Source organism: Sporomusa rhizae (assembly GCF_041428845.1).
GTDB classification, from domain to species: Bacteria; Bacillota; Negativicutes; order Sporomusales; family Sporomusaceae; genus Sporomusa; species Sporomusa rhizae.
On record NZ_CP156925.1, the window covers coordinates 4,833,946 to 4,859,447 of the forward strand.

Consider the following 25,502-nt stretch of genomic DNA (forward strand, 5'->3'; position numbering starts at 1 on the left):
GTCTCAAAGTCATCACCTGACCGGTGATTGGAAATCAGTATACCGACTAAATGGAAATCAACATACCGGCAAACAGAAATCAATAATTGCTTGTCCTATAATGAATTTATACATCGAATGATGTAAATTCATTATTAGGAGGGTCAAATTTATGACCAAGTACAGAGAAATCCTTAGGCTGACAAGCCTAGGATTCTCACAACGTAATATCATGCAAAGTTGTGGTGTTGCTCAGAAAACTGTCGTAAAGATTCAACGCCGTGCTAAAGAGCTAGGAATATCATGGCCTTTAGACGAATCAATGACCGACAAATCTTTGGAAAATTTGATGTTTCCAAAAGAACAGAAAAACTTTGGGAATAAACGACTCCCCGATTTAGTCCACACTCGTAAGGAATTGCTTAAAAATGGTGTAAGTAAAAAATTATTATGGACTGAATATTTAGAAGACTGCCGACTAAACGGCGATGAACCGCTTATGTACTCGCAGTTCTGCCATTACCTTTTGCAAGATGAGCAAAAACGTCGTGCTACGATGCATATTAGCCGCAAACCAGCTGAACAGGTCGAAGTAGATTGGGCTGGAGATCCAGCAAAGATTATTGATCCTGATACTGGTGAGGTTACTGAAGCTTATCTTTTTGTCGGTGTTATGACATATAGCCAGTACGCCTATGTGGAGGCTTTTATCAATGAAAAGCAGCGTGCTTGGATTACGGCTCATGTCCATATGTACAACTACTTCGGCGGTGTTGCAAAAATTCTTGTTCCAGATAACTGCAAAACTGCTGTAGTTCATACAAAAGATTGGTATACACCTAAACTTAATGTAACTTATCATGAAATGGCTGAACATTATGGCACTGCCATTATTCCAGCTAGGATTAGAAAACCTAAAGATAAAGCAAATGTTGAAGGTACTGTTGGCAACATTTCCACATGGATAACCGCTGCGCTTAGAAATGAACAATTCTTCTCTTTGGATGAACTTAATGCTGCAATCCGAGAAAAACTCGAAGCATTTAACTTAAGAACTTTTCAAAAGAAAGAAGGTAGCAGATGGAGCCTCTTCCACCACGAAGAGTTGCCTTTCCTAAGCCCCCTACCAGCTACCTTTTACGAACTGGCGGACTGGAAACAAGCCACCGTTCAGTTTAATTATCACATATCACTCGAAGGAATGCTATATTCTGTTCCATATGAATACATCAAACTCAAAGTCGATGTGAGGGTAACTGATAGAGTCTTAGAAATCTTTTACAATCACAATCGTATTGCATCTCATAAACGCCTTTACGGCCGCAAGGGGCAATACAATACTATTCTGGAACATATGCCGCCGGATCATCAGAAGTATCTAGAATGGAATGGAGATCGCTTTAAGCATTGGGCCAAAAAAATTGGGACTAATACTCATAAAGTCATTATTGCCATCCTATCCTCCAGCCGCGTGGAACAACAAACCTATAAAAGTTGCATGGGATTACTCAAGTTAGCCGAAAGACATTCAGAATCACGTCTTGAATCGGCTTGTGAGAAAGTTTTGAGCTACACAGCAAGTCCAAGTTATAAGAGTATCAAAAATATTCTTACCACAGGAATTAAAGAGAGCTTAAAACCAGGCACAGAGAATCCCCCGAAAAACAATTATGGCGTAACACGCGGTGCAAATTACTATGGAGGTAAAGGCAATGATAAATAATCCAACAATTGATAAACTTATAGAAATGCGTTTAACTGCAATGGCCGAAGCTTATCTGCAACAAGTCTCTGATCCTAAGATGAAGGAGATTGACTTCGAAGACCGTATGGGCATGGTGGTTGATATTGAATATACCAGAAGAAAAAACAATCGCTTGAATCGCCTCATTAAAAATGCTGAGTTTGAGCAACCGGATGCCAGTATTATGGGAATCAACTATTCATCAGGACGAAAAATCAACAAAGATTTGATCAAACGCCTTGCGACTTGCGAGTACATCGCAGAATTCAGAAATATTTTCATCACTGGTGCAACAGGCTGTGGTAAAACATATCTTGCCAATGCCTTTGGCATGGAAGCCTGTAAGCATTACTACAAAACACAGTATGTTCGTCTGCCGGATCTACTTCTAGATCTCGAACATGCAAGGGATGAAGGCACTTATAAAAAAGTAATGATGAAATACTCTAATCCCGTTCTTCTGATAATTGATGAATGGCTACTTTTGAAACCTACTCAAAATGAAGCAAAGGACATTTTCGAACTCCTTCATCGACGAAGAAAACGTTCATCTACAATCTTTTGTTCTCAATACAGGCATGAAGGTTGGTATGATCAACTTGGCGGTGATGCTTCACCTCTGGCTGATGCCATTCTTGATCGAATCGTTCATGATTCGTACAAGATAAATATCGAAAGCATTGATCCAACGAAAGATTTATCGATGAGAGAGGTTTATGGATTAGATAAACGACTAAGCGAATAAATTAAGGCATTGGACTACCAAAGTATGATTTCCAGTTCCGGACTCATGATTTCCTTGTTTCCGGAACTGCGATTTCATCGCACAAGAATATTCAGGTTCTTTGGCTCATCGTAAATAGTCTTTTGCAGCTTCATAATTTTTACCGTGGCAAGGAACATGTCCCTAACACTTACTTTCTTCAATAAAGACATTTCGTGCTGTAAATTGCTTTTAAAAAATTCTTTATATCCGTTCTCTACTTTTTCTTCTAGAGGATATTTCTCCTTTTTTAAAAGCTAGTGCTTTAGCTTTAAATATTTTAAGCACCAACCTCACCTAATAATGTCAGTCATTATATACGCCCTATCCGCTATTATCTTCCTTTAACTGCATTTCGAAGACTGTCAGAAGCGCGACGAAGGCCTAGACCCAGAGCTATTGGGGCAATTTACAGCCCTTTGCTGCGTGAGTGTACAAGGTTTTTCTGGGAAAGCTTATTTATATCAGGAAAGCAATTGTTATTTTACTTTGAAGTAATTAAAAAAGGAGGCATGGAAAACTTTTACCTCCTTGATTCATAGTCCTTTAACCAAAATTTTGCACCCAATCCATCAAGACTATCTTCTTTAGCTTTTTGAGTAATTAAATCTAAGCAAGTTTCTTCGAAAAGATCGACTAATTGATATTGCATCATTTGTACGACCGCTGAATTACTTGAAAATAATAAACTCTCAAGCATAGCATGGTTTTTCGGATTCTGTTTGAGAAATGGAATGATTTTTATTATTTTAGTAATTTTCATATTGGCTTTAGAAATTTTATTGGCTCTGTTAAATTCATCGAATTCAGCGACCATTTTTGCAATGACTGAATAGTTTCCTTCTGCGGTTCCATTAATAACGTACTTGGGAATTTCTATATCTGGCTCAATATATTTTATAATGTTTTCATTTTCGAGTTGAGATATGTAGTGGTTAAACCTTGAATAATGCCAGTTCCTATTGTCGAATACTCCTTTTTGGTATTCATGAATGTCAAGTTTACTGATATATGATAAGAACGGTCTGCTTATGCTTCCTTGAAATGCTACTTCACCTATATCCATCCATGATCCGCAATTAATACCACTTTCTCCTATTTCACCGCCATCTTCATAGTATTTAGTCACTATTGCTGGATATGCCGCTTGATCATCAATAATTATGCTGGAATGAACAATGATATTGGCTGAACTTATACGCGTAACTCTTTGGATTTGCCAATCTAACCAGTTTTGTGCATTTGAATTAGTAACTTTCCATAAGGCCTTCTCCTTAATATCATTTATCGTAATATCCCTAATCTTCAAAGCAATTCTCCTTCGCAAATTAGAATGAGTCAGGTGACGGCAACCGTGTGAAAAGGGAAGAGGGGACAGATACTTCGTCGCTTTTCTCAATTTAAATAAAACCATTTTATCTTCAGTTCTAGTTTGCTAAACTCCCTAACTCTGAAATTTAAATAGTCTTTTGCGGTTTAGTATTTTGTTTGCCGGGACAAGGAATCTTTCCAGGCGTTCCTTGGATTTTCCACAATCCTCTCAAGAAATTTGTAGCTTGTATTGCTTCTCCATCATATATTTGCCAAGCAATCAAATACAAAAAAACTAATACTAATGAGGTTATTATAGGAAAAAACCAAGTCCCTTTCGAGAACGCTATGGCATCCATATATAGCACCGCTGCTACAAAAACAAGCAGGACTAGACTTAGACGTATAGTTATTTTTATTTCACATCCCTGAGGATGTTCCCTAACTACTCCTATAATTATAGGCATAAAAGAATTTCTGCCTGAAAATCTTCTATGCATTTCAAAAGTATGACCATGTATATTTCCCCTAAAAAAAGTTAAGTTACCAGTTAAGAACGAATAATTATTATTAACATGTGGTTTAAGTATATTAATCGCTTCGTCAGTACTCATGGTAGCTATGATTGTTATGACTCTGTACGGTAAAATATTCATTTCAAACAAACACCTCCAGCGCCAAATCCTTTCAAATATAACTAGACGAGTCAGGTGACGGTTCTTCGACTTATAGTCCCCCTCGAGTCTTCTGTAAAAGCTCACCCTTCGACTATTCCAACTCCTCACGGGAACATGCTTTTTTACTAATATTCCATCCCATAAATAAATTGATGTCTTCTAAAGCATCTATAATACGCCATTCATATTCTTTTTCTTCACGAAGAGCCTTAAGAAGAATTGGCTTTATAATATGTTTTTCCAGCTTTCCTTTTGTCCGAGCAACATAGGATAAGCCTAATATTGCATTAGCTTTAACCCGCGGATCAGGATACTCATATAATTTTACGCATAAGTCTTGAGCAAACTTCCACTTAGGATAATTTTCACCAATAGATAAGGGAAGAATAATTAGTTCTTCAATACTGCCATCTGACATTATACGTTTAATTTCGTTTTCTGATAAAATTGGTAGTGGTTTATAAATTCTTTTCATACATGCCTCACATTCGATATAATACCTTACAATTATTCTTCCGGTTTGAGAAGGGGTTAGTGACATGTCTCAACTCTCACAACTCCTTCCTGTATCTCCCCTGAGCGGCTCAAGGGGACAGTTTCAGTCTCCCTTAATGCCGAATAAAACACCTGGTTTATTTTTCAAGTGCATAATATGACCTTAATATATTGATAGCCTCCTGGTTATTTCTTGCTTTTGCCCTATCAATGGGAGTTTGCTTATATTGATTTTTCACATTCACATTTGCTCCATTGTCAAGCAAAAATTTTAGTCCGACAACATTATTAAAATCAGCAAAGTTATGTAATGGAGGAAACGGTTTTCCTTCACAATTTATATCACATCCATAATCAAATAATAATTGCAGTAACCCAACATCTTTGGTATGTAGTGCTAAACTAAATCCTTTTATTAATACTTCTTTGCCAAATTGGTCTCTAAAATTTGTGTAAATATATTTCACAATATCCGGAGAGTAGGTAAATGCTATTGCTAAAGGTGTATCCACTAAAGAAACTTTACCCAGAGTAGCACCCGATTCAACAATTGCTTTAAACGCAACAATATTATTATTTTTTGCACATATGCCTAGTGGAGTTCCAACATATTTTAGTTTTTTATTCAATTGCGATTGTTTTGCCTGTCTAAGACACTCCATTATTTTATCCGTATTATTTTCGTAACAAGCATATACTAATGTATCTTTAATTTTTTCTGCTTTTATAGATTGTTGTAATACCTGTTTTCTTTCTTCGTCACAAGGCTCAATATTATATTCTTTAAAAAGAATCAGCTCAAATACATCAATTGTAAATAACTCTGGATTATAATGAGAAATAAACTTGAATGTTGGTTTCTTTCCACTCTCTAGACAAATTAGTAAAATACCGTTTCTTTTAAATAATGCTTTAATACGATCACAAAACTGTTCGAAAATAATCACAGTATCATTACTGTATTTAGCTCCATAGGCACTAATTTCATATAAACCACTTGTTAACGAATGCTCTGTACATTCAATTAAATAGCAATAATTTTTAAGAGAAATAAATTGAATTATTTCTCTTGCTAAAGGCTCCTGTGTATCTATTAATTCTATGTTTGATATATCAGGATTGGATTTTTCTAAGTTCATTATTTTCTCCTCAAAAGGTTTCATTACTTTGGTGACAAGAGGGATGAGGTTCCATAAGTAAAGCAGAACTTTCCCCTTACCATGATTTACTATTCAATTGCTTTCTCTATGATCACTTTAACTACTTCACTAAATAAGTGGCTAACTTATTACCCATTTTAACTTATGTTTTAAATCATTTTTCAGCACAAAAATAAAAACTCCTTCCAAATTATCGAAAATTTTACAGGAGTTCACTCTTTTCCCGTTACCAACAGTACTGTTCTCCGTATCCGTTCAAACAACAAGGAAGAGTTCCTTTTTCGGCACTTTACTTTAGGGCACTTAGGTGCCAAAAATAGGAACGTCCCTTAGTGTCATTATTAGAATGAGTCAGGTGACGGTTCTTTGACTCATCGCGAATTAACCGCCTCATTCCTATTCGGGCACAGAAAAACCGCCAACAGCGTCAGCGGTTTATTTATTTTGCTTGGAAATCAATGTTAGGATCTCACATCTGCAACCATTATCGCTCTAATAATGCCATACCATTCGGTTGCCTGCCCGATTGCATTTTGATAAATAGATGTATCTTTTTTAGTTTTTCCATTATAAAATACAAAGTCTTTTACTGGATCATCTACATTCGTTGTCAAAATACGCAATGTAATATTGTTTACTATTTGCTTTGTCGTTTTTTCAGCAGTTACACCACCAATTACAGCTCCAACACCGCCTGATACTACTCCACCAATAATAGCTCTTGTCATCATATTCCCGTTTGACGTTTTTATTATAGTGTCCTTGTCTTCAAGTATTTCACAAGATACAACATCTTTGGCATTAAATATCTGTGTTACAACTTTTCCACTTACATAATAACCAAATCCAATTTGTTTTTTTGTTTTATCAATAGCTAACATTGTCTTGGAAATTGAATCTGGAATCATTATGGACTTTAAAATAATAAACCCTTTACTCTTAAATCTTTCAAAAATTGCACTTTCATTATTTTGGGATTTGTATCCTCGCCAAATATGCCATCCTGCATAGCATAATATAAGAAAACCAATCTGTAATAAGACTGCCATATTTTCCATTTATCGTACCTCCCCGGCTATGACCTCACTTCTCAGTCGCAATACTTCCTTCCATTCGGCTAAAAAACCAGGACGAGGGACAGTACTACTTCCCAATTCTATTTAAATAAACTATTTTACTTCCTATTCTAAATTACTAAGCTCCTAACTTTTAAGTCTTTTGTAGCTTCACTGGCAGAATAAAGAGCTTGTCCTGGTGTCTTTTTCGCTCGTTATCCAAAATTCACTTTTTAACTTGTCTTATCTTTGAAAGCATCTTTTCTAGATTCTTTTTATCACTATTTCCTAATTCATTTTTCCTTGCTTCGACTTTCTTTAACCAATACTCCGCCTTCTCATAATCTACAGGACTCCCTTCGCCGTAAAAGTACATAATTCCAAGGTCTAATGGAGCTAATAAATCCCCATTAGCAGCCGCTTGTTCCCACCAATACCTAGCTTTATTGTAGTCGATAGGTTTCCCCTCGCTACCTACATCAGCATATGTCTGTCCTAGCCAATATTGCGCTGGAACATTGCCAGTTTCAGCTGCTCTTTCATTCCAGTAAACAGCTTTTTTAAAAAGTTGTGACTCAAACCAATATAACTTTTTCAAAGCTGTGGAACGCGAATCATCACCTAATACTTGACCTTTTCCAAAATGGTTTCCACGACCAAGACAAAAATCATAGTAATCATCAATAATCTCTATACTATATTTAAAAGCAATATCACTTTGCGCAGCTGGATATCCATTTTCGGCTGCCTTTTCAAGCCAATATATTCTTTTAGATTCATCTGGTGGAGTTCCGTATCCACGCTCATACATCTGACTTAAAGTAAATTGGGCTTCAGCATTACCACTCATTGCTTGCTTTTCAAAATTCACTTTTGCCTTTACAAACCATTTTGTTGCTTGCATATGATCAATAGGAGTATTAATTCCTTCTCGATACATTTTTGCAACTTCTAATTGTGCTTTAGCATCTTCGTGTTCAGCCTTAACCAATAAATCTGCTGGAACTTCGGCGTAAACTATAGACACCCCTATTAATATCATACCAATTAAACAAAGCGTAATTTTTTTCAAATAAAATCACCCTTTTCTTTTTACTGTACCATTTCTTCTTTTATGTCGATGTTACACTAAATATTTAGCACTCGCCTAATTGTTTCACCATCATCTTAATATAGTTCAGAATGAGTCAAGTGATGGTTATTCGACTCAGACTCGCAGTCCCCTCAAGTTTTGCTCTTTTTTAGCCACCTTCTTGGATGCTTGCTGTAGATAAATCCCGCTTTTTGGCTATTCAGCCTAAAACGTGATTTGTCTACATTCTGAAACGGCCCCAACAAAGAGCGTTAATTACTCGTTGTTCTAACTATTTCATTCTTTTGTTGCCTTCTTTACGATATTAAGCACTTGCTGATTCGCTTCGTTCATTTGTTGCCTAATCTTTTTAGCCTCAGGGCTCATTTGGGGATTTTTACCAAATTGCCATTCGATGTAATTTTGTACATCCTTTTTTGCCAATTCACAAACATTTATCCGGAGATTGTGAATTTCTTTTGCTGCTTCAGGAACTGAAACTTTATTTAATTCATCGGCGCGAGCATTCCAGTCTGGAATCATTTCTGATTCTACAATTCGCTTAGCATCTTCTATGTTTTTAGCTTCAAGAGCAGCTTTTAACTTCGTGCTTATTTCATTCAGCTTAGAATTATGATTGTCGACTATTGATTTTGTATCGTCGATATATTTTTTTAGCATAACGTTTTTGGCTTTTTCAATTTCTATAAAATATTCTTTGAGATTTGAGATTTCAGCAACTTGCCAGGTCCCATCATCTAATTCTCTCATCTTTACATCAATAACAAAGTCTTTATTTGCCTCTTTCTCAAATACTTTTAGACCAACAATTGCAGTTTTACCATCTTTTTTTGTATATTCAACGCCTTTAAAAGAAGAATTTTTTAATCCTGAGTTGTTTGCGATTTTATCAGGACTAATTTGTTGAGCATTGTTTTCATTAGTTTGTTTGTCTTCCCACTTTCCGGTCTCGACAAAACGCGTAATACCATCTTTTAAGGCGCTAACAATGGTTGGCTTAAACATTTGAACGAAGCCGCCAAAAAAGGCTTTTCCATCTTGTTTCAAAGATTTATCAGATTCAAGCATTGCGGCCATTAAATCGTCATAACCTCTAGATAAAGTGCTATCCAAGTCAACATGCTTTTTAAATTTTACCGTGTCATGCTTTTCTATGGATTCTTTTATTAAATTTAATGAATAACTTGGTGTTCTAGTATAGTACATAAAATACCAGAGAAAGCCACCCACAATAATGCAAATTGACAAAACGATTAAGACTATTTTTTTGTTTGACTTACCGCCTGTTTCTAAATTTGGTTCCATAAATACCACTCCTTAAAAATATTTATATAAATATAAAGACACAGCTTGTCCGAAAAACGCATTCACTATATAGATATACATTTAGTTATTAAACAGTGCATAAAATACCTAATTCGATATCTATACCTCTTTGCGTTTCTTAGTATAGGGTCAATACCGTGGTCGATAACGATCGTTAGTATGAGTCAGGTGACGGTTCTTTGACTCACCTCTACTAATCCTAGTTACAGTAATCCTGGCTTCAATTTGAACTATATTCCCACTTTCTTGTAATATTACATATCAATACTTTATTTACCATTAAATACAAAAATCCTGCAAGGTTTGCTTTACCTTACAGGATTCGACGGTCTTTGACTTATTATCATTAAGCCTAGTTACAGTAATCCAGGCTTCAATTCGAACTATATTCACAGTCTATATACTATCTCTAAATTTTTAGCATACAATTTTCATTTATGGAATATATTGTATGTTATAATTGTTTTAAAAATCATTAGAGGAGTGTTCGTTTTGAGGAAAATATTATTCATCTTATCAGCACTTTTACTGGTTATTTTTGTTCAGCCCGCGTTTGCCACTCAGGACAATCAAACTAGAGTTCTTGTAGGATTTAAATACTACAATACCTCGTTATGGGGAATGACTACAAAAAGCGTTTATAAGGATGTTGTCAAAAGCAATGTTTTCCCTTTCTTGGAGAAAAACAATTGCACTATAGTCACCGATGAAAAATATTTTGATAAACTAAAGAATAATGGTTACTCCGATTTTTCCAGTGTTGAGCGTGCAGATATACTAGAAATGTATAAAGATGATGGATTTAAATATTTGATTTTCATAGAAATGGAACCTATACGGTCATCTGGAATAGGCTATGAATCTTCAGCACATGTCAAAATAATTGATATGCAAACCTCTAAGTATTTATTTAACGGTAAAGTCCCAGGCATGACTAAATGGGGCGGTGCCGGAACTGTTGCCAATAATATAGGTAAGGAAATTAGAAAAATATTGGAAGAAAGAGTGTTTAAATAAAGCAAAAAAATCTCGGCATACGCCGAGAGCTAATTTTTTACCCCTTTTTTCTTTTTCGCTTTAGTTTTCCTGTCTTTAAAACGAGTCAGGTGACGGTTCTTCGACTCATCGCTACTAAGCCTAATTACAGTAATCCCAGCTTCAACTCGAACTAAATTCACACTTTCTTTGTAATATTACATATCAATACGCTATTTACCATTAAATACAAAAATCCTGCAAGGTTTATTTTGCAGGATTTTTAATAACCCAGCTCTTTTGTACATTTTCTGTCATTTTCCCAAATACATTACAATACACCCATACTGCATTAAGCAATAATAAGGCACTTGTCACCAAAAACACCGCACGAATTCCTAAATAAGCGGCCGTTTGCCCGCCTAAAACAGAGCCGCTAAACGTGCCTAAAAACTGTGCAGACTGATTGAAGCCAAAAATACGGCCAGTCAGCTTATCCGGTGTAGTACGCTTAATCAGCGTATTAATTGACGGAAGCAGGGCAGCCGAAGAAAATCCTAATAAGAACCGTAATCCCAGAAGCTGCCACTCGTTTTTCACAAAGGCCTGGGGAATAAATATACAGCCTGCGGCGATAAGCGCTGCAAATACTACTTTATGCGGACCGATTTTATCGGAAAGTTTACCCATTCGCGGCGCGGCCAGCATGCTTGCAAAACCCGAAGCAGCAAACACCATACCGGCAATTAACGCCACATGACTAGTTTCGGGTATGAGCCCTTTAATATACACGGAGATAATAGGTTCAATCGAAAATAAGGCCAATTGCAAGATAAAGGTAGTAATGAACATAGCGACAAGCAAATGTTTATTCGGTATCAGCCGCCATACCTCCCTGGTATTAGGCGGTTTCTCATCAGACACAACAAAATGTTCTTTTACCAGGAACAAGGTGAGTAGAAACGCAATAAATAGTAAGCAGCCTGTTGATAAAAACACGCTGCGATAGCCAAAGAGTTCCGCCACATATCCGCCAATCAAGGGGCCTAATAACGAGCCGCCCACCATACCTGTGGAAAGTGTGCCCAGCGCCCATCCCGCCCTTTCGCGCGGCGTCTGGGTTGCAATGAGCGTAATTGAACCGGAATTGAAACCGGAAATTAACCCCATAAGTAACCGTAAGCCTACTAATTGATATACGTTGGAAACAAAACCCATTGCTGATACAATGATTGCCATTCCTAGACTTGCGCGAAGCAGCATAGGCTTACGCCCATAACGATCTGCCGCACTCCCCCACAGCGGGGAAACCAGGGCCATCATAAGTCCTGTAATCCCAAAAGCAACGCCTGACCACATCTCGACCTCAGGCAGATTTGTAACACCTAAATGCTCAATATAAAGCGGCAAAACCGGTGCAATTTGGCTGAGCCCCGATGAAGTAGCAAAAGATCCTACCCAGCAAATACATAAATTTCGTTTCCATAATTCCATAAAAAGACCTCACTTAGACCTCTCAGCAGCCAATGCTTCGATACCGTGAATAAAAGTATTGATTAATTGATGATAGCTTTCATCCCGCTCAACAGGCTGCACGAACCAGCCAGCCGCTTCCAATGAAACAAAACCGTGCATAAGGCTTCTAAGGCCCCTTAGCGCATGAGTACTGTCACTAGCGTTCAATTTATATGCGCCGAGAACAATTGCAATGATATGCATCAATTTTTGAATAGCTTCCTTGACTGCCGCATTATCCCGATTAGGGCGCGCCACAATCGCACGGTACAAGCCCGGGCGCTCGTGCGCAAACCTGCGGTAGGCTTTGGCAATAGCCATTATGGCATCGCGCTTGCTAAGACCAATGGCCGCATCACTTAGTTTTATCCTAAGTTCTTGCATAGCAAAAACAGCGAGCCCTTGCTGCACATCAGGCAGGCCGCCAATGTGGTTATATAAGGAAGGTTTACGCACGCCAAGATATTCCGCAATTTGCGTCAATGTCAGCGTTTCTAACCCGTATTGATCTGCGAGCAGCGCCGCTGTCTCAATGATCAACTGGTAACTTAGCCCAGCACGCAAAGTCATACTAACCTCCTCTTAAGAAAAACTAACTATGATAATAATATAACTAACGACGTTAGTTGTCAATTCACTTTACGGTAAACAACGAAGATGTTCTTTTTGCTTCTCTTTACTGACCGTGACAAAAAGACGATGGTATTGACCTTCTTATTCAGACAGTACCACCGCCCCCGCGTCTTTCAGCAATACTCTGTTTTCCATTATAATACAAAAATCCTGCAAGGTTTATTTTCCTTACAGGATTTTGACATTACTGGGACTCAAGGGATCGTTTTTGCCATCACCAATGATACGTTTCACCGTATCGGGTTTAACCGCAGATGAGTCAGGTGACGGTTTTTTGACCGAAGTTAACTCCGGGTCATTTTTTTATCAAGACACTCTTTGGCGTACACTTTGGCTCAAATGGGCATCTTTAATAGCAATTGCTATAAAGAGTCCTATTAATACAAGAAATCCCCCAATTATATGGTGCATGGCAAATGATTCATTTAAAATTATCACGGCAAATATTGCTGTAAGTATTGGTTGAACCAGTGTGAGTATCGAAACTTTTGACGAGTCGATATAGCCAAGAGAAAAATTAATTAAAAAGTATCCTCCGACTTGGGTAATTAAACCTAGACATAATAGGTAAATCCAGGATATAGACGAAAATCCATACAATTCACTTTTTGTAATAATACAGCAAATGAATAATGTTACGACAGAACCTAAAAAAGTAAAAAATACAACCTGCAGAGTACTATTTTTAAGGCGTACTTGTTTCACCGATAAAACATATAAAGCTAAAAATATACTTGCAATAATGGAAAATATAAAACCTCTGTCGACTTTCATTTCAACAATATTACTAATTCCAATTAACACGGCTATTCCAAGCATGGCTATACCATTGCCGATCCAGTGGAACTGATTTAGTTTTTCCTTGAATAAGATCATAGCCCCTATACCTACCCATATAGAGGAAAGATTTACAATCAATGTAGGAAATGTAGCATTAGAAATTATAACTGCTATGTTCCAAAAGACCAGTTCAAAAGCAAAAAACATTCCGCCTAATAAACAAATACAAATTCCTTTATAACTCATGTTCTTATTCTTTGTTCTAATATAAAAAGGCAGTATAAATATTATGGCAAAAAATATTCTATAAAAAGCTGAAGAGATTCCATTGACATGAGCTTCTTTTACGAAAATTGCAGATACTGATATACATACTATTCCCAAGAATAATATTATCCAAGGGGCTTTCCTAACCGATTCAACGTTCATATTCACCCAACCATTTTCTATAAGTTTCCTGAATGATATATAAAGGGACGCTTTTACTGTTTCCTAAGTTTTAGCAACAACGTTAAAAGTAAGACCAGTTATTCTTGTTACTTGTCTAATTGATATTCCCTCATTTTTCTTTAAGTTGCCTTAATACTGTAACCAGTTGCATTACAGCCAAACCGCCCAATCGCCGTAATCAAAGGTTCCGCTGCCGTGGTGCAGCTTGCCCTCCGCTTTAAGCTGCCGGAAAGCGTCGCGCATCCGGGTGAGGATTTCGGGGTAAATGTCCAGCGAATGGTGCGCCGGAAACACGCGCTTTACCGGCAGTGCCGCAATCTTCTCCAAGGAAGCGAGATATGCTGTCGGATCGGTGGACGGATAATAGGCGAACAGCGTATCCTTGTAGACCAAATCGCCGGTAAAGAGATAGCCGCGCTCCTGCTCCCAAAAGCACATATGTCCCGGAGAATGGCCAGGTGTATGCAATACCCGAATACTCCGGTTGCCGAGATTGATTTCATCGCCGTCTTGCAAAATCCGCGTCGGCTCACCTTGAAAGAACTCATATTTGTTGATGTCAAAACCATCCGGCAGATCGCAGCGATCAACGACCATTTCCTTGATTTGCTCCATCGTCAAGGGAAATGCACCGTTCAGCCAATTCAATTCCTCTGCATGGGCGTAAAAATCAGGGAATTGCTTGTGGCCGCCGATGTGATCCCAATGGATGTGAGTAGCGACCGCTGTAACCGGCTTGTCCTTCAGCTTTTTCACCTCGTCATAGATGTTGCAAATCCCAAGGCCGGTATCAATCAGCAAACTACGCTCGGAACCGTTTAGGAGATAACTGTGCGATTCCTCCCAATGCCGATACTCGCTGATGATGGTTGTGTCCGTGTCGATGACGTCTATTGTAAACCAATCGTTCATATGGTCTTTTTCCTCCGAACTTTTAAGATAAAATAGAATTTAGGTAATCCAATAAATCATATTTAGTTAAAGGGTTAGTATGGGCTTAAAATACAGTATTGGCAATCTGTACGTTTTACTTATCAATACTCTTTTTACCATTATAATACAAAAATCCTGCAAGATTTCCTTTACCTTACAGGATTTTGACGCTACTTGACTCAAAGCTCAGCTATATATCATTAGCATGCGAACACACTGGGATAGATTCTCTGTCCCAGTATGTTTTTCAGCTAAAGTACTATTTATAAACCTTGACAATATATCTATTAAAAAACTATGTGCTGCCTGAATTAAAAGTAAAACCCCATTCGTATTATTAATATATCCATTTTTCCACCTCCCCCATAATAATCACCTTTTATAGACTACGGTACGATTCCGCTAATCTGAATAAAAAGTACCGTTCCCCAATTATATAAAGGACTTATTGACATTCAGATTTGTTAAAGAAGACTAGACAGAAACTATAAAACCCCAAGGTCTTTTAAAATTGCTTTCGTAATCTCTCTGGCCTTACCGCCTATTGCTCCATCTGGTGCTTGAATATTTGTAGCAAAGTAATAATGTTTTCCTTGTTTTTCAACACTACCAACAAACCAACCGAGCTTCCATTTTCCATTTTCAAAACCAGATCCTGTTTTGCCCATTAAGCGTATACCATCACTTTCTGACAAAGTAATATTCCGCTTTACTACTTCGACATTCTCTGGTGAGACCGGTAATTTTCCAGAATATAATTTGTACAATAAATCTACTTGCTCCCGTGCTGAAATTTGGAGCGAAGATCGAAGCCAGAATGTAGTTAATCCACCTGAAATATCCCTATTGCCATATCCTATCTTATCAAGGTTTTCCTGCATTCGTTTAGCTCCAATCCGAGACGCAAGTTCTTGAAAATACCAGACTACCGAATCCCTAGTAGCAGATGCGAGTGTTTGATCGTGATTCCATGCAGGAAATGGATATTGTGTACCATTCCATTTAATCAAAGTATATACGTCTTCTGTATCTAAGACACCTGTTTCCAATCCAATAAGTGAATTGTAAATTTTAAATGTGGAACACGGTGACAAACGTTGTGTACTTTGAGGCTCGTTAAATACTGTATATTGGTCTTGCGCTTCATCATACATAATGAATGTACCAGTGAACCCACTAGCATACTTTTCAAAGTCTTCGCGAACCACGAAGTCGGCTGCACTCACATTTGCTATTAAACTAAGGTTAATTACTGTAATACAGAGTAAAGCCAGAAATATTCTTTTCACGTAAAATTCCTCCCCGTCCTTCCCGAATTTTTGATCATAATCCAGCAATATCGACTACGTTTATATACTACTTCGATATTTGGAAAAAAAGAATAACGATTGTCTTACAGTTTCATTACAAAAAATAGGCTTCTGCCGTCTATCCACTGTTGTGCGTTTGCTTTAATAATTATTATATCAGTTTTAGAAAAAAGGCATAAATCAAAAGAGGGACATTCCTTTTTCGGCACTTTACTTTAGGATCATTAGGTGCCAAAAAGGGAACGTCCCTTAGTGTCATTTTATATCAGGGCAGTGGGTTATTGGACACTGTCATTTACCCGATGAAACAGTGTCCCTGTCCCCCTGTTTTGCGCGAGTAGCACGAAGGGGCCAGGTGTTTCTGTAACACCTGGCCCCTTATTTTCGCTCTTGTATTTTACACCCTGAACCTGGCGACAGCTACCTGGAGATCCTGAGCCAATTGCGCCAGCGCCTGGCTTGCAGATGCAATTTCCTCCATGGATGCCAATTGCTCTTCAGTGGCTGCCGAAACGTTTTGCGCCTCGCCTGCGGATGATTTGCTCAAGTCATCAATCTTTTTGACTGAGCCTACGATCTGTTGGCTGCCGCTTGCCATTTGCTGAATGGCTGCCGAGATCTCTTTAATTTGACTGGAAACCTGCGATACCATGTCGATAATTTCTCTAAATGCCACGCCGGCGGCATTGACCACATCAGCCCCGACATTTACTTCCCGCGTGCCGTCATTCATAGACGCAACCGCTTTATCGGTGTCTCCCTGAATTTCTCCGATCAGGCCGGCAATCTTCTTAGCCGCTTCCTGCGACTGTTCGGCCAATTTACGCACCTCTTCGGCCACCACCGCAAAGCCGCGCCCTTGTTCCCCAGCCCTGGCCGCCTCAATGGCCGCGTTAAGAGCCAGCAGGTTGGTTTGACCGGCGATACCGGAAATAGCATCTACAATTTGACCGATTTCCTTGGAGCGCTCGCCCAGCTTAGCAACAACCTGGGCTGAGTTTCTTACAGTTTCCTCGATCTGAGCCATTTGGCTCACCGCTTTGTCAACAGCCCTGCCGCCTCTTGTGCCTTATCGGCGGTGCGGGCCGATTGTTCCGCAACATGATTGGTGTTGGCAGCCACCTGTTGAATTCCGGCCGACATCTGCTCTACGACTACCGATGTTTGATTGGTGGCAGCCAATTGCTCGCTGGCTCCGTTCGCCACGCCCGTAATCGCTGTCGCGACCTGATTAGCCGCCTGCGCCGATTGCTCCGAGCTGGCAGTCAATTCCTCCGATGAGGCGGCCACCTGTTCGGCCGACTCCGTAATCTGCTTCATCAGGGATCGGACATTGCCCTGCATTTTTACCAAAGCGTCCGCAAGCTGGCCAATTTCATCCTTTCTCAGCACCTGCCGCTGCCGCTCACGAAAATCTCCGGCAGCGAATTCTTCACAGATCATTACCATATATCCAAGAGGCCTGGTTATAGCGTTAGTAATCAACCAGCCACTGCCTCCCAGTGTCAAGAATGCAGCTATAATTATACCAATTGAAATCCAGGTAGCATGCGCGAATTGAGCGTCGTTATCAAGGTTCGACTGTTTTGAAACATCTGAAAAATAATTGGCTAAATTCCTTAAGTTATCCGTAAACTCTTTGGTTAAGGGATCCACCTGTGTAGTATACAGGGTGTAAGCCTCCGCATTTTTGTTCTGTAATGCCAGCTCAATCACTTGTCCCCGCACGTCTCGATACTTTTGCCGGGATACGGTGACTTTATCGAGCAACTCTTTCGCTTTGGCATCTAAATGAACATTGGCAACCGCCTCAAGATTATCGCCGACTTGTTTGGTCCTCTGCTCGATAAAATCTCTAAGTTCCTTATTTTTCTTAACATCTGTTGTCAGCATCAATTCCAGCACTGCACTGTTCATCGAGTTGACGTTTGAACGGCTTTCGTTTAGTAATTTTACCGGTATCAATCTGTCGTCATACAGAACATCCAGGGAGCGATTCGCTTCTTTGAGATAATAATACCCTGAAGCACCAACAAACCCCAGGGCTATAAGCGCAATAAGCATTAAGACTCCCAATTTATAGGCCATTTTTAAGTTTGCCAGCCACTGCATTATTTAACCCCTCCAGCATTTTTAAATCATCAGTTTTCTAAGTCCATAGTCTTGTTAATTGGCAAGTCCAGCTCTAAGAATCCCCCCTAGTATTGCAATAATTCATAAGAATTCCAAGGACACATCATATTATTCTTGTGTTTTTCTTCAAATTCCTCCTTAATTCGACATATTTTTACTAAAAATAGGAAAAACACAAGATGCAGTTTGATTTTTCGTTTTTCTGAAGTATCATGATAAAAATGGGTATGCCAAATGGAGGTCGATTCCCTCCCGATTTTTTTGTAATCGGAGAGTCCACCCCTGTTCCAGTTTTGGTCATAGGTGTTTGAAAAAATATAACTAAACTACTTTCATAAATCAAGGAATTAGCAGAAAACTGAAGAAATGGTAGTGGACTAGGGTAAATAGGAGTCCATTAATACATCATTACCCGAGCTAATTATCAAGTAGGAGATGATAAGAATGCCTCACGATCGAAAAAACAAAATCAGTTGTAATAATTACGAATGTGAAATAGAAGTAACTTTAGAAGTTTTAAGCGGCAAATGGAAATCCTTGATATTATGGCATTTGTGTCAGCGCAAAATTATCAGATTTAATGAATTTAGGCGTTTAATACCTAAAATAACTCAAAAAATGTTAACACAACAGCTACGAAATTTAGAAGAAAACGAATTAGTGAACCGAACCGTTTATGATGAAACGCCACCAGTGGTTGAATATTCTCTAACCGATCTAGGAGAGCAGCTTGTCCCAATATTAGAAAAGATGGATGAGTGGGGAAAAAAATATGTTAACTCACACATACCTCGTTGAATGGGTAGACAAAATCACTGCTTAAATAAAACCTTTTGGTAACTATCATACGGAAAAGTGCCTTCTTTTTTTACTAATTTGATTTCTGTATACTATGAATCACTAGGATGACCTAGAAAAAATAGTCGGAGGTCAATGAAGCTATGCAAAGATTTACCATACCAAGGGATATTTATTTTGGCGATAATGCGCTAGAGCATTTAAAAAATCTTAAAGGGAAAAAGGCTTTTTTAGTAATTGGGTCACAACGTTTAATTAAAGACGGAACAATTGCAAAGATCGAGAATTTGCTAAAAGAGGCTACCATTGCGACTCAAATATTTGCCGGTGTTGAAAATGATCCCAGCGTTGAGACCGTAATGGATGGTGTTAAAGCAATCAACGCATTTAACCCTGACTTGATCATTGGTATTGGCGGCGGTTCACCCATCGATGCGGCCAAGGCTATGTGGATTTTTTATGAGTACCCGAATTTCACGTTTGCAGAAGCCGCTAAACCGTTTAGCCTGCCTGAATTAAGAACCAAAGCAAAGTTTATTGCTATTCCTACTACCAGTGGTACAGGAACAGAAGTAACCGCTTTTTCAATAATTGCAGATAACAAAAATGGAATTAAATACCCTATTGCAGACTATAACATCACGCCTGATGTTGCCATAGTTGATACCGGGTTGGTACAAACCATGTCAAAAACTTTAGTTGCCCATACCGGAATGGATGCTTTGACTCATGCCTTTGAAGCCTATGTTTCTAAAGTACGCAATCCGATTACCGATGGCTTGGCAATGAAAGCGATAGAAATGATCGTTGATAATCTGCCTAAATCCTTTAATGGGGATCTAAATGCGAGGAAAAACATGCATATCGCTCAATGTTTAGCTGGTATGGCTTTTTCGAACGCTATTTTAGGTATTGTCCATTCTATGGCGCATAAGACGGGAAAATTATTCGGTGTTCCTCATGGTTGCGCCAATGCCATCTATTTACCGGATGCCATTGCATTTAATGCGGAAGAAGAAACCGCAGGTGCAGCTTATGCGGATATTGCTAAGAGACTGGGCTTGCAGGGAAAAACCAACGGAGAACTGGTAGATTCATTAATTGCGATGGTGAAGAATTTAAGATCCAAAGTTGAAATACCGTCGACGTTAAAAGAATTTGGTGTGCCAGAAAATCTATTTAAAGCACATCTAGATGAAATATCAGAATTTGCGATCCAGGATCCATGCACAAGTACAAATCCCAGAGATATTTCTGTCGAACAAATGAAACGGCTTTATGAAATTGTGTATTACGGAAAATAAATACTCTTTTGCATTTTCATATATTATTTACCGGAACAAGAAACCTGTCCTGGTGTTCCTTTGTACCTCATCAAATGGTAGTCTAAAATCCAGGACATGATTTATGGAGTCTTCCTTGAAGTAAAAGTTAAAACGAAACCGTCCGGCAAGCTCGCCGGACGGTTTCGTTTTAACTTTGATTTAACGACGCAAAAGGTCGGCAGACGGAAGCATGTATTTCGTCACCGCTTCATAGAGATTCGCCGCCCTGGGGACATCTGGCGCAACAAAGAGTTCTTCCTCCCTGCCATGCCCGGTACGCACAAAGATAGATTTTACACCGGCAGCATGTCCTGCCTCTACATCACTATTATGATCGCCTACCATGTAGGACTTATTAAGATCAATATTCCACTCATTAACAGCCTTTAAAATCAGACCTGGGGCCGGCTTTCGACAGTCACAAACTGTCTTGTAGTGCCCGATGCCAAGTTTTGCGTGATGCGGACAGTAGTAAAATCCATCAATATGGGCACCATATTGGGCCAGTTCTGCCATAAGCCATTTATGCAGTTCATCCACTTGGGTTTCACTGAAATGTCCCAGGGCAATGCCTGCTTGATTGGAGATGACAAATACTCTGTATCCAGCCTGATTTAACAAGCGAATTGCCTCAATTGAACCCTGCTCAAACTCAAATTCTTCCGGCCGGCAAAAATAACCTTTATCAAGATTAATTGTGCCGTCTCGGTCTAGAAATGCAGCAGCCTTTTTTGTCGAATAACTCATTTTTAACCTCCGCGAATCGGTTTAAGATAAGTCAGGTAACGCTTCTTTGACTCATCGCTACTAAACCAAGTTACATTAATCCCAGCTTCAATTCGAACTAAATTCATACTTTCTTGTAACATTACATATTAATACTCTGTTTACCATTAAATACAAAAAATCCTGCAAGGTTTGCTTTACCTTCCAGGATTTCGACGTTACTTGACTCAAAGTCTAATAGGCTGTGTTAGCAGAACAAACCCTATGTAAACCCTTAAAAAACTATACTTTTGCTTAGTTATCGGAAATATCAACTGTTAAATGCCTTTTCATAAATTTGTTTAATATCTTCAACAGTAGGAGTACGCGGATTACAGCCAGTACAAGGATCTTCCAGAGCATTTTTCGCCGTTTCAGCCAACTTTGCAAAAAACTCTTCGCCATTAATATTGACTCCCTGTAGAGTCGCCGGAATGCCAACCTGAGAATTTAACTGCCGTATAGCATTAATCAACTTTTCTGTCGCAATTTTGTCATCAGTCTCAGCAATACCAATATACCGGGCAATTTCCCCATACTCTTTACTTGCGGTCTCAGCATTATATGCTATTACATAGGGCAATAGGATGCCATTGGCCTCTCCATGAGGAATTTCAAACTGCGCACCAATTTTATGGGCCATGCTGTGAACAATCCCAAGAAATGCGTTCGTAAAAGCGATACCTGCCAAACACTGGGCATAGTGCATTTTCCCCCGGGCAACCATATCTTGTCCGTTTTGATAAGCCTTGGGCAAATATTCAAACACCATTTTAATTGCCTCCAAAGCCAAAGGGTTGGTAAAATGGCTGCTGTTAGTAGATACATAGGCTTCAATGGCATGAGTCAGTGCATCTACGCCCGTATGAGCGGTTACATGAGGAGGCATGGTAACAGTCAATTCCGGATCCACAATGGCGATATCCGGCGTAATCTCATAGGACAAAAGAGGGTACTTCATCTTATTTGGCGTATCATAATCGGTTATTACTGACGCACAAGTAACTTCAGTGGCGGTACCACTGGTGGAAGGTATGGCGACAAACCGCGCTTTATTACGCAGTTTCGGAATGCCAAATGGCTGGATAATATCCGCAAATGCTAATTTCGGATATTCGTAAAATACCCACATAGCCTTGGCAGCATCTATGGCTGAGCCGCCGCCGATGGAGACAATCCAGTCCGGCTGAAATTCCTGCATGGCTTTGGCCCCGCTGTAAACTGTTTTTACTGAAGGGTCCGGTTCAACGCCGTCAAATACTTTTACTTCCATTCCTGCTTTCTTCAATAGTTCTACAGCTTTATCCAAAAAACCGTACTTTTTCATAGAACTGCCGCCGGTGACTACAATTGCCCGGGTTCCCTGAATATCAGCCAAATATTGTATAGAACCAGGTTCAAATACAATATCTCTTGGAATACGAAACCATTTCATTACTCATAACTCCTTTCATACAAAACAGGTTGTTTATTCACGCAGCATTATATAGTATTGCTATTTTGGGATCAATATTTCCAGTAAAGATCTGTAATTTTATAAAACTTAGTTAATAAAAACACCCACTGTCACTCCGGCGAATAATCATTAGACAAAACGTCAAAAAGACTGGGTCAAGTGACGGTTCGAAACCTAAACAGTCCCCCAGCCGGTTATTCCGGTCGGGGGACACTTCTTTCTTACTATTGTATGACGAAATGTTTCATGGAACATCTTTATATCCGTTAGATGTTGCAATCATTAATACACTAGCACCTTGCGGAACCGTCTGATCGGCAACGAGTTCGGCAAGAGAGCCAATTATCGTTGCAGCCGAACTTTCGAGGTAGAAACCCAACTTAGCAAGCTCCAGCCGATATTCGGCGACTTTATTCTGAACAATATTGCTTGCAGTTCCCTTTGACAGCTTAATCGCAGCGATAGCCTGATAGGTAACAGTATCTCCTCCAATCGACACAGTTGAAGAACTATCTCCCAAAAAAGTATTCCTATAATCTTCACCGTCAAGAATCTTAGAGATTCTTGGAAAAGGCTCGACAGCTATCAATCGTGGTATATCTTGGATTAGTCCAAAATCAAATAAATCTTTAAACCCTTCATAAACGCCCCAAAGTAAATCTGCTCTGCATGATGGAATCAGAATAAAGTGGGGCATCTCATTAGAAAGTTCTTCGTAAATTTCATACGATATGGTTTTGTATCCTTGAATGCCGAAAGGGTTACTACCGACAGGAGGAGTTACGAAATTGGTCACGGGATACCAATCTTCTTGTTCAACCATCTTCTGCATATAAGGCCATCTTTCTTGGGGAGTGTTCATTAATACTAATTCAGCGCCGGGCAATTCAATCGCCTTTTTCCAGATAGGGTTCATCTTCCTTGTGGTTATGATCTTGCACTTAATTCCAGCCGCTGCTGCATAAGCTGCTAACGATGCACCTGCATTGCCAGAAGAAGCCGCAACGACACACTTTTTGCCAAGACTAACTGCTCGTGCAACCGCAAAAGGACTCATTCTGTCTTTATGAGACCCGGTTGGGTTTTGAAATTCGTTTTTAATATATACCTTATTGAGATTAAGGTTATCAGCCAAACGTTTCACTTCGATAACGGGTGTGTTACCCTCGCCAAGAGTAGGGAATGATTCATAAGGCAAGAAATCTTGGTATCGAAACATACGGCTTTTATCTTTTCGTATTTTTTGTTTTCCTTCATACTTAAAAGATAAATTGACAGGATAACCATCTTTGAGACAGGATGGACAACCTGTATGATAGTCTTTGATTTCATATTGTGAACCGCAACGTAGACAATACATTTTTTTCAAGTAAGAATTCATTTTATACATTGAACCTAACCTCCACTTAATTAAATTAGAACGTAAAAAGTTCTGCTAGTAAATATCCAACGATAATAGCCACCGACATCGTAACGAAACCAGGCATCATGAAACTATGATTCAGGACATATTTGCCGATTTTTGTCGTCTTAGTTCTGTCCAGTGATACACTCGTAACATGAATTGTCGACGTAGGCAAAAAGAAATGACTACTCACCGCTGGATACATAGCTATTAATAAGGGAGCCGGGACGCCTAACAAAACGCCTAGTGGCATCATCGCCGCAGCTGATACAGACTGGCTTGCAATTAAAATATCTATTACACAAACAGCAAAGAGAAACATCCATGGATAAGACATAACAGTCGACTTAATACTGCTTTGAATCAATGTGCTGTTCGCACTTACCATCGTATCGCTCATCCACGCAGTTCCAAATACCACAAGTACTCCAACCATACCTGATTTAAAAACCGAACTATCACTGATTTTTCCAACATTAACTTTACACAAGATAACCATTACTGTTGAAATAAGCAACATAACGATTTCAATGGTCTCAGGCATAGGCAAAAGCTGCAGTTTCCCAGCGTACTTTAAAACAGGCCGTAACGAGGGAAAAGTTCCAAAGAGTACTATAGCCAATGCACCTAGTAAGAACAATAAGACAGATAATTTCGCTTCTCTTGTAAAATATTTTTCGTTGAATTTCTTTTTTTCCAATGGAGGAACTTCGCCTTTTGCAACTCGCTCCAAGTATTCAGAGTCTTTGTCTAAATCTTTTCCCATCCGGCTTGCATATAAGGCACCCGCTAGCACTCCGATGAAAGTTGCCGGAATACAGACTCTTAAAATATCTAATAACCCTATATTTAAAGGAAGAAAAACGCCAAGCATAACCGCAGTAGCTGCTGAAATTGGGCTAGCTATTACGGCTTGTTGTGATGCAGCAGCTGTTATCGACAGCGGCCTTTCTGGACGAATGCCGGATTCGCGGGCCACTTCGGCTATTACGGGTAGTAGACTGAACGCTACATAACCTGTCCCTGACATAAAGCAAAACAGATATACAACAACCGGTGCTAAAAATGTGATATTTTTTGGGTTTTTTCTCAAAATTGTTTCAGCCAAGCCCACCAAATAATCCATTCCGCCTGCAACTTGCATGGTACTAGCGGCGAGAATAACAGTGGAAATGATGAGTATGACATTGATTGGCGGATTTGCTGGTGTCAAATGAGCTCCAAATACTAAGATTGCCATTCCTAATCCGCCGACCATACCGAGAAAGGGTCCTCCACGCCTTGCGCCAATGAGTAACATAGAAAATAAAATTATAAGCTCAACCCAAAACATCATTAAACCTCCTCTTAACGAATTCATTGATAAAACATTTTCTCCCTGTTAGAACTAACTATAAAGCAGGGGCTTGTTATTTGTCTAA

General features: G+C 39.1%; 23 protein-coding genes. 5 read left to right on the forward strand and 18 right to left on the reverse strand.

Annotated features, from left to right (window positions below):
- Positions 1-151 precede the first annotated feature (151 nt).
- Both istA and istB read left to right on the forward strand, forming a co-directional pair.
- Positions 152-1,702: an IS21 family transposase gene (istA, locus tag SRRS_RS22605; RefSeq protein WP_371363667.1), complete on the forward strand. Its 1,551-nt coding sequence runs from the start codon at positions 152-154 to the stop codon at positions 1,700-1,702.
- Positions 1,692-2,468, forward strand: coding sequence for an IS21-like element helper ATPase IstB (gene istB / locus SRRS_RS22610; RefSeq protein WP_371363668.1), 777 nt, complete (start codon positions 1,692-1,694; stop codon positions 2,466-2,468). The genes istA and istB overlap by 11 nt, the downstream gene beginning before the upstream one ends.
- A 541-nt stretch (positions 2,469-3,009) precedes the next feature.
- On the opposite strand, the gene SRRS_RS22615 is transcribed toward istB, so the two are convergent.
- The 7 genes from SRRS_RS22615 to SRRS_RS22645 all read right to left on the reverse strand — a co-directional run bounded on the left by SRRS_RS22615 (position 3,010) and on the right by SRRS_RS22645 (position 9,582).
- On the reverse strand, positions 3,010-3,795 hold the full coding sequence (locus SRRS_RS22615; protein WP_371363669.1) for a hypothetical protein: 786 nt from the start codon (positions 3,793-3,795) through the stop codon (positions 3,010-3,012).
- Between the two features lie 148 nt (positions 3,796-3,943).
- Positions 3,944-4,453 carry a hypothetical protein gene (locus tag SRRS_RS22620; RefSeq protein WP_371363670.1) on the reverse strand — a complete coding sequence of 170 codons (510 nt, stop codon included), beginning with the start codon at positions 4,451-4,453 and terminating at the stop codon, positions 3,944-3,946.
- Between the two features lie 112 nt (positions 4,454-4,565).
- Entirely contained in the window at positions 4,566-4,949 is a 384-nt protein-coding gene (locus tag SRRS_RS22625; protein WP_371363671.1) for a hypothetical protein, read from the reverse strand.
- Between the two features lie 157 nt (positions 4,950-5,106).
- Positions 5,107-6,108, reverse strand: coding sequence for an ankyrin repeat domain-containing protein (locus tag SRRS_RS22630; protein WP_371363672.1), 1,002 nt, complete (start codon positions 6,106-6,108; stop codon positions 5,107-5,109).
- 482 nt (positions 6,109-6,590) lie between these two features.
- The gene (locus tag SRRS_RS22635; protein ID WP_371363673.1) at positions 6,591-7,187 is read right to left on the reverse strand and encodes a hypothetical protein; all 597 of its coding nucleotides are present in this window, start codon (positions 7,185-7,187) and stop codon (positions 6,591-6,593) included.
- A gap of 223 nt (positions 7,188-7,410) precedes the next feature.
- Positions 7,411-8,256, reverse strand: coding sequence for a tetratricopeptide repeat protein (locus SRRS_RS22640; RefSeq protein ID WP_371363674.1), 846 nt, complete (start codon positions 8,254-8,256; stop codon positions 7,411-7,413).
- A gap of 297 nt (positions 8,257-8,553) precedes the next feature.
- Positions 8,554-9,582 carry a hypothetical protein gene (locus SRRS_RS22645; RefSeq protein WP_371363675.1) on the reverse strand — a complete coding sequence of 343 codons (1,029 nt, stop codon included), beginning with the start codon at positions 9,580-9,582 and terminating at the stop codon, positions 8,554-8,556.
- Between the two features lie 513 nt (positions 9,583-10,095).
- Between SRRS_RS22645 and SRRS_RS22650 the strand changes: the two genes are divergently transcribed.
- On the forward strand, positions 10,096-10,620 hold the full coding sequence (locus SRRS_RS22650) for a hypothetical protein (protein ID WP_371363676.1): 525 nt from the start codon (positions 10,096-10,098) through the stop codon (positions 10,618-10,620).
- Positions 10,621-10,845: 225 nt separating this feature from the next.
- Here the strand turns inward: SRRS_RS22650 and SRRS_RS22655 are convergent, their stop codons facing one another.
- The 7 genes from SRRS_RS22655 to SRRS_RS22685 form a co-directional block, all read right to left on the reverse strand.
- Entirely contained in the window at positions 10,846-12,072 is a 1,227-nt protein-coding gene (locus SRRS_RS22655) for a multidrug efflux MFS transporter (protein WP_371363677.1), read from the reverse strand.
- A 9-nt stretch (positions 12,073-12,081) separates the two neighbouring features.
- Positions 12,082-12,663 carry a TetR/AcrR family transcriptional regulator gene (locus SRRS_RS22660; RefSeq protein WP_371363678.1) on the reverse strand — a complete coding sequence of 194 codons (582 nt, stop codon included), beginning with the start codon at positions 12,661-12,663 and terminating at the stop codon, positions 12,082-12,084.
- 369 nt (positions 12,664-13,032) lie between these two features.
- Positions 13,033-13,935 (reverse strand): DMT family transporter, encoded by a 903-nt coding sequence (locus SRRS_RS22665; protein ID WP_371363679.1) that lies wholly within the window; start codon positions 13,933-13,935, stop codon positions 13,033-13,035.
- 171 nt (positions 13,936-14,106) lie between these two features.
- Positions 14,107-14,868, reverse strand: a complete 762-nt coding sequence (locus SRRS_RS22670) for an MBL fold metallo-hydrolase (protein ID WP_371363680.1) — start codon at positions 14,866-14,868, stop codon at positions 14,107-14,109.
- 506 nt (positions 14,869-15,374) lie between these two features.
- Complete coding sequence (locus tag SRRS_RS22675; RefSeq protein ID WP_371363681.1) at positions 15,375-16,178, reverse strand: penicillin-binding transpeptidase domain-containing protein; 804 nt, start codon at positions 16,176-16,178, stop codon at positions 15,375-15,377.
- Positions 16,179-16,596: 418 nt separating this feature from the next.
- Positions 16,597-17,226, reverse strand: coding sequence for a methyl-accepting chemotaxis protein (locus tag SRRS_RS22680; protein ID WP_371363682.1), 630 nt, complete (start codon positions 17,224-17,226; stop codon positions 16,597-16,599).
- 5 nt (positions 17,227-17,231) lie between these two features.
- Positions 17,232-18,311 (reverse strand): MCP four helix bundle domain-containing protein, encoded by a 1,080-nt coding sequence (locus SRRS_RS22685; RefSeq protein ID WP_371363683.1) that lies wholly within the window; start codon positions 18,309-18,311, stop codon positions 17,232-17,234.
- Between the two features lie 465 nt (positions 18,312-18,776).
- On the opposite strand from SRRS_RS22685, the gene SRRS_RS22690 reads away from it, so the two are divergent.
- On the forward strand, positions 18,777-19,130 hold the full coding sequence (locus tag SRRS_RS22690; protein WP_371363684.1) for a winged helix-turn-helix transcriptional regulator: 354 nt from the start codon (positions 18,777-18,779) through the stop codon (positions 19,128-19,130).
- Positions 19,131-19,273: 143 nt separating this feature from the next.
- Positions 19,274-20,434 carry an iron-containing alcohol dehydrogenase gene (locus tag SRRS_RS22695; RefSeq protein ID WP_371363685.1) on the forward strand — a complete coding sequence of 387 codons (1,161 nt, stop codon included), beginning with the start codon at positions 19,274-19,276 and terminating at the stop codon, positions 20,432-20,434.
- 180 nt (positions 20,435-20,614) lie between these two features.
- On the opposite strand, the gene gmhB is transcribed toward SRRS_RS22695, so the two are convergent.
- From gmhB to SRRS_RS22715, 4 genes are all read right to left on the reverse strand, one after another.
- A complete protein-coding gene (gene gmhB / locus SRRS_RS22700) occupies positions 20,615-21,202 on the reverse strand; it encodes a D-glycero-beta-D-manno-heptose 1,7-bisphosphate 7-phosphatase (protein ID WP_371363686.1) in 588 nt (195 codons plus the stop codon).
- A gap of 289 nt (positions 21,203-21,491) precedes the next feature.
- The gene (locus tag SRRS_RS22705; RefSeq protein WP_371363687.1) at positions 21,492-22,655 is read right to left on the reverse strand and encodes an iron-containing alcohol dehydrogenase; all 1,164 of its coding nucleotides are present in this window, start codon (positions 22,653-22,655) and stop codon (positions 21,492-21,494) included.
- A gap of 265 nt (positions 22,656-22,920) precedes the next feature.
- A complete protein-coding gene (locus tag SRRS_RS22710; protein WP_371363688.1) occupies positions 22,921-24,066 on the reverse strand; it encodes a pyridoxal-phosphate dependent enzyme in 1,146 nt (381 codons plus the stop codon).
- A gap of 25 nt (positions 24,067-24,091) precedes the next feature.
- Complete coding sequence (locus SRRS_RS22715) at positions 24,092-25,417, reverse strand: anaerobic C4-dicarboxylate transporter family protein (protein WP_371363689.1); 1,326 nt, start codon at positions 25,415-25,417, stop codon at positions 24,092-24,094.
- Between the last annotated feature and the right edge of the window lie 85 nt (positions 25,418-25,502).

Bases quoted from the DNA above. Each gene is read 5' to 3' on its own strand.
- gmhB (WP_371363686.1), bottom strand. From the start codon at position 21,202: ATGAGTTATTCGACAAAAAAGGCTGCTGCATTTCTAGACCGAGACGGC.
- SRRS_RS22660 (WP_371363678.1), bottom strand. From the start codon at position 12,663: ATGACTTTGCGTGCTGGGCTAAGTTACCAGTTGATCATTGAGACAGCG.
- SRRS_RS22655 (WP_371363677.1), bottom strand. From the start codon at position 12,072: ATGGAATTATGGAAACGAAATTTATGTATTTGCTGGGTAGGATCTTTT.
- SRRS_RS22680 (WP_371363682.1), bottom strand. From the start codon at position 17,226: ATGGCTCAGATCGAGGAAACTGTAAGAAACTCAGCCCAGGTTGTTGCT.
- SRRS_RS22630 (WP_371363672.1), bottom strand. From the start codon at position 6,108: ATGAACTTAGAAAAATCCAATCCTGATATATCAAACATAGAATTAATA.
- SRRS_RS22710 (WP_371363688.1), bottom strand. From the start codon at position 24,066: ATGTATAAAATGAATTCTTACTTGAAAAAAATGTATTGTCTACGTTGC.
- SRRS_RS22635 (WP_371363673.1), bottom strand. From the start codon at position 7,187: ATGGAAAATATGGCAGTCTTATTACAGATTGGTTTTCTTATATTATGC.
- SRRS_RS22690 (WP_371363684.1), top strand. From the start codon at position 18,777: ATGCCTCACGATCGAAAAAACAAAATCAGTTGTAATAATTACGAATGT.
- SRRS_RS22620 (WP_371363670.1), bottom strand. From the start codon at position 4,453: ATGAATATTTTACCGTACAGAGTCATAACAATCATAGCTACCATGAGT.
- istB (WP_371363668.1), top strand. From the start codon at position 1,692: ATGATAAATAATCCAACAATTGATAAACTTATAGAAATGCGTTTAACT.
- SRRS_RS22665 (WP_371363679.1), bottom strand. From the start codon at position 13,935: ATGAACGTTGAATCGGTTAGGAAAGCCCCTTGGATAATATTATTCTTG.
- SRRS_RS22705 (WP_371363687.1), bottom strand. From the start codon at position 22,655: ATGAAATGGTTTCGTATTCCAAGAGATATTGTATTTGAACCTGGTTCT.
- SRRS_RS22670 (WP_371363680.1), bottom strand. From the start codon at position 14,868: ATGAACGATTGGTTTACAATAGACGTCATCGACACGGACACAACCATC.
- SRRS_RS22645 (WP_371363675.1), bottom strand. From the start codon at position 9,582: ATGGAACCAAATTTAGAAACAGGCGGTAAGTCAAACAAAAAAATAGTC.
- SRRS_RS22695 (WP_371363685.1), top strand. From the start codon at position 19,274: ATGCAAAGATTTACCATACCAAGGGATATTTATTTTGGCGATAATGCG.
- SRRS_RS22625 (WP_371363671.1), bottom strand. From the start codon at position 4,949: ATGAAAAGAATTTATAAACCACTACCAATTTTATCAGAAAACGAAATT.
- istA (WP_371363667.1), top strand. From the start codon at position 152: ATGACCAAGTACAGAGAAATCCTTAGGCTGACAAGCCTAGGATTCTCA.
- SRRS_RS22685 (WP_371363683.1), bottom strand. From the start codon at position 18,311: ATGCAGTGGCTGGCAAACTTAAAAATGGCCTATAAATTGGGAGTCTTA.
- SRRS_RS22715 (WP_371363689.1), bottom strand. From the start codon at position 25,417: ATGATGTTTTGGGTTGAGCTTATAATTTTATTTTCTATGTTACTCATT.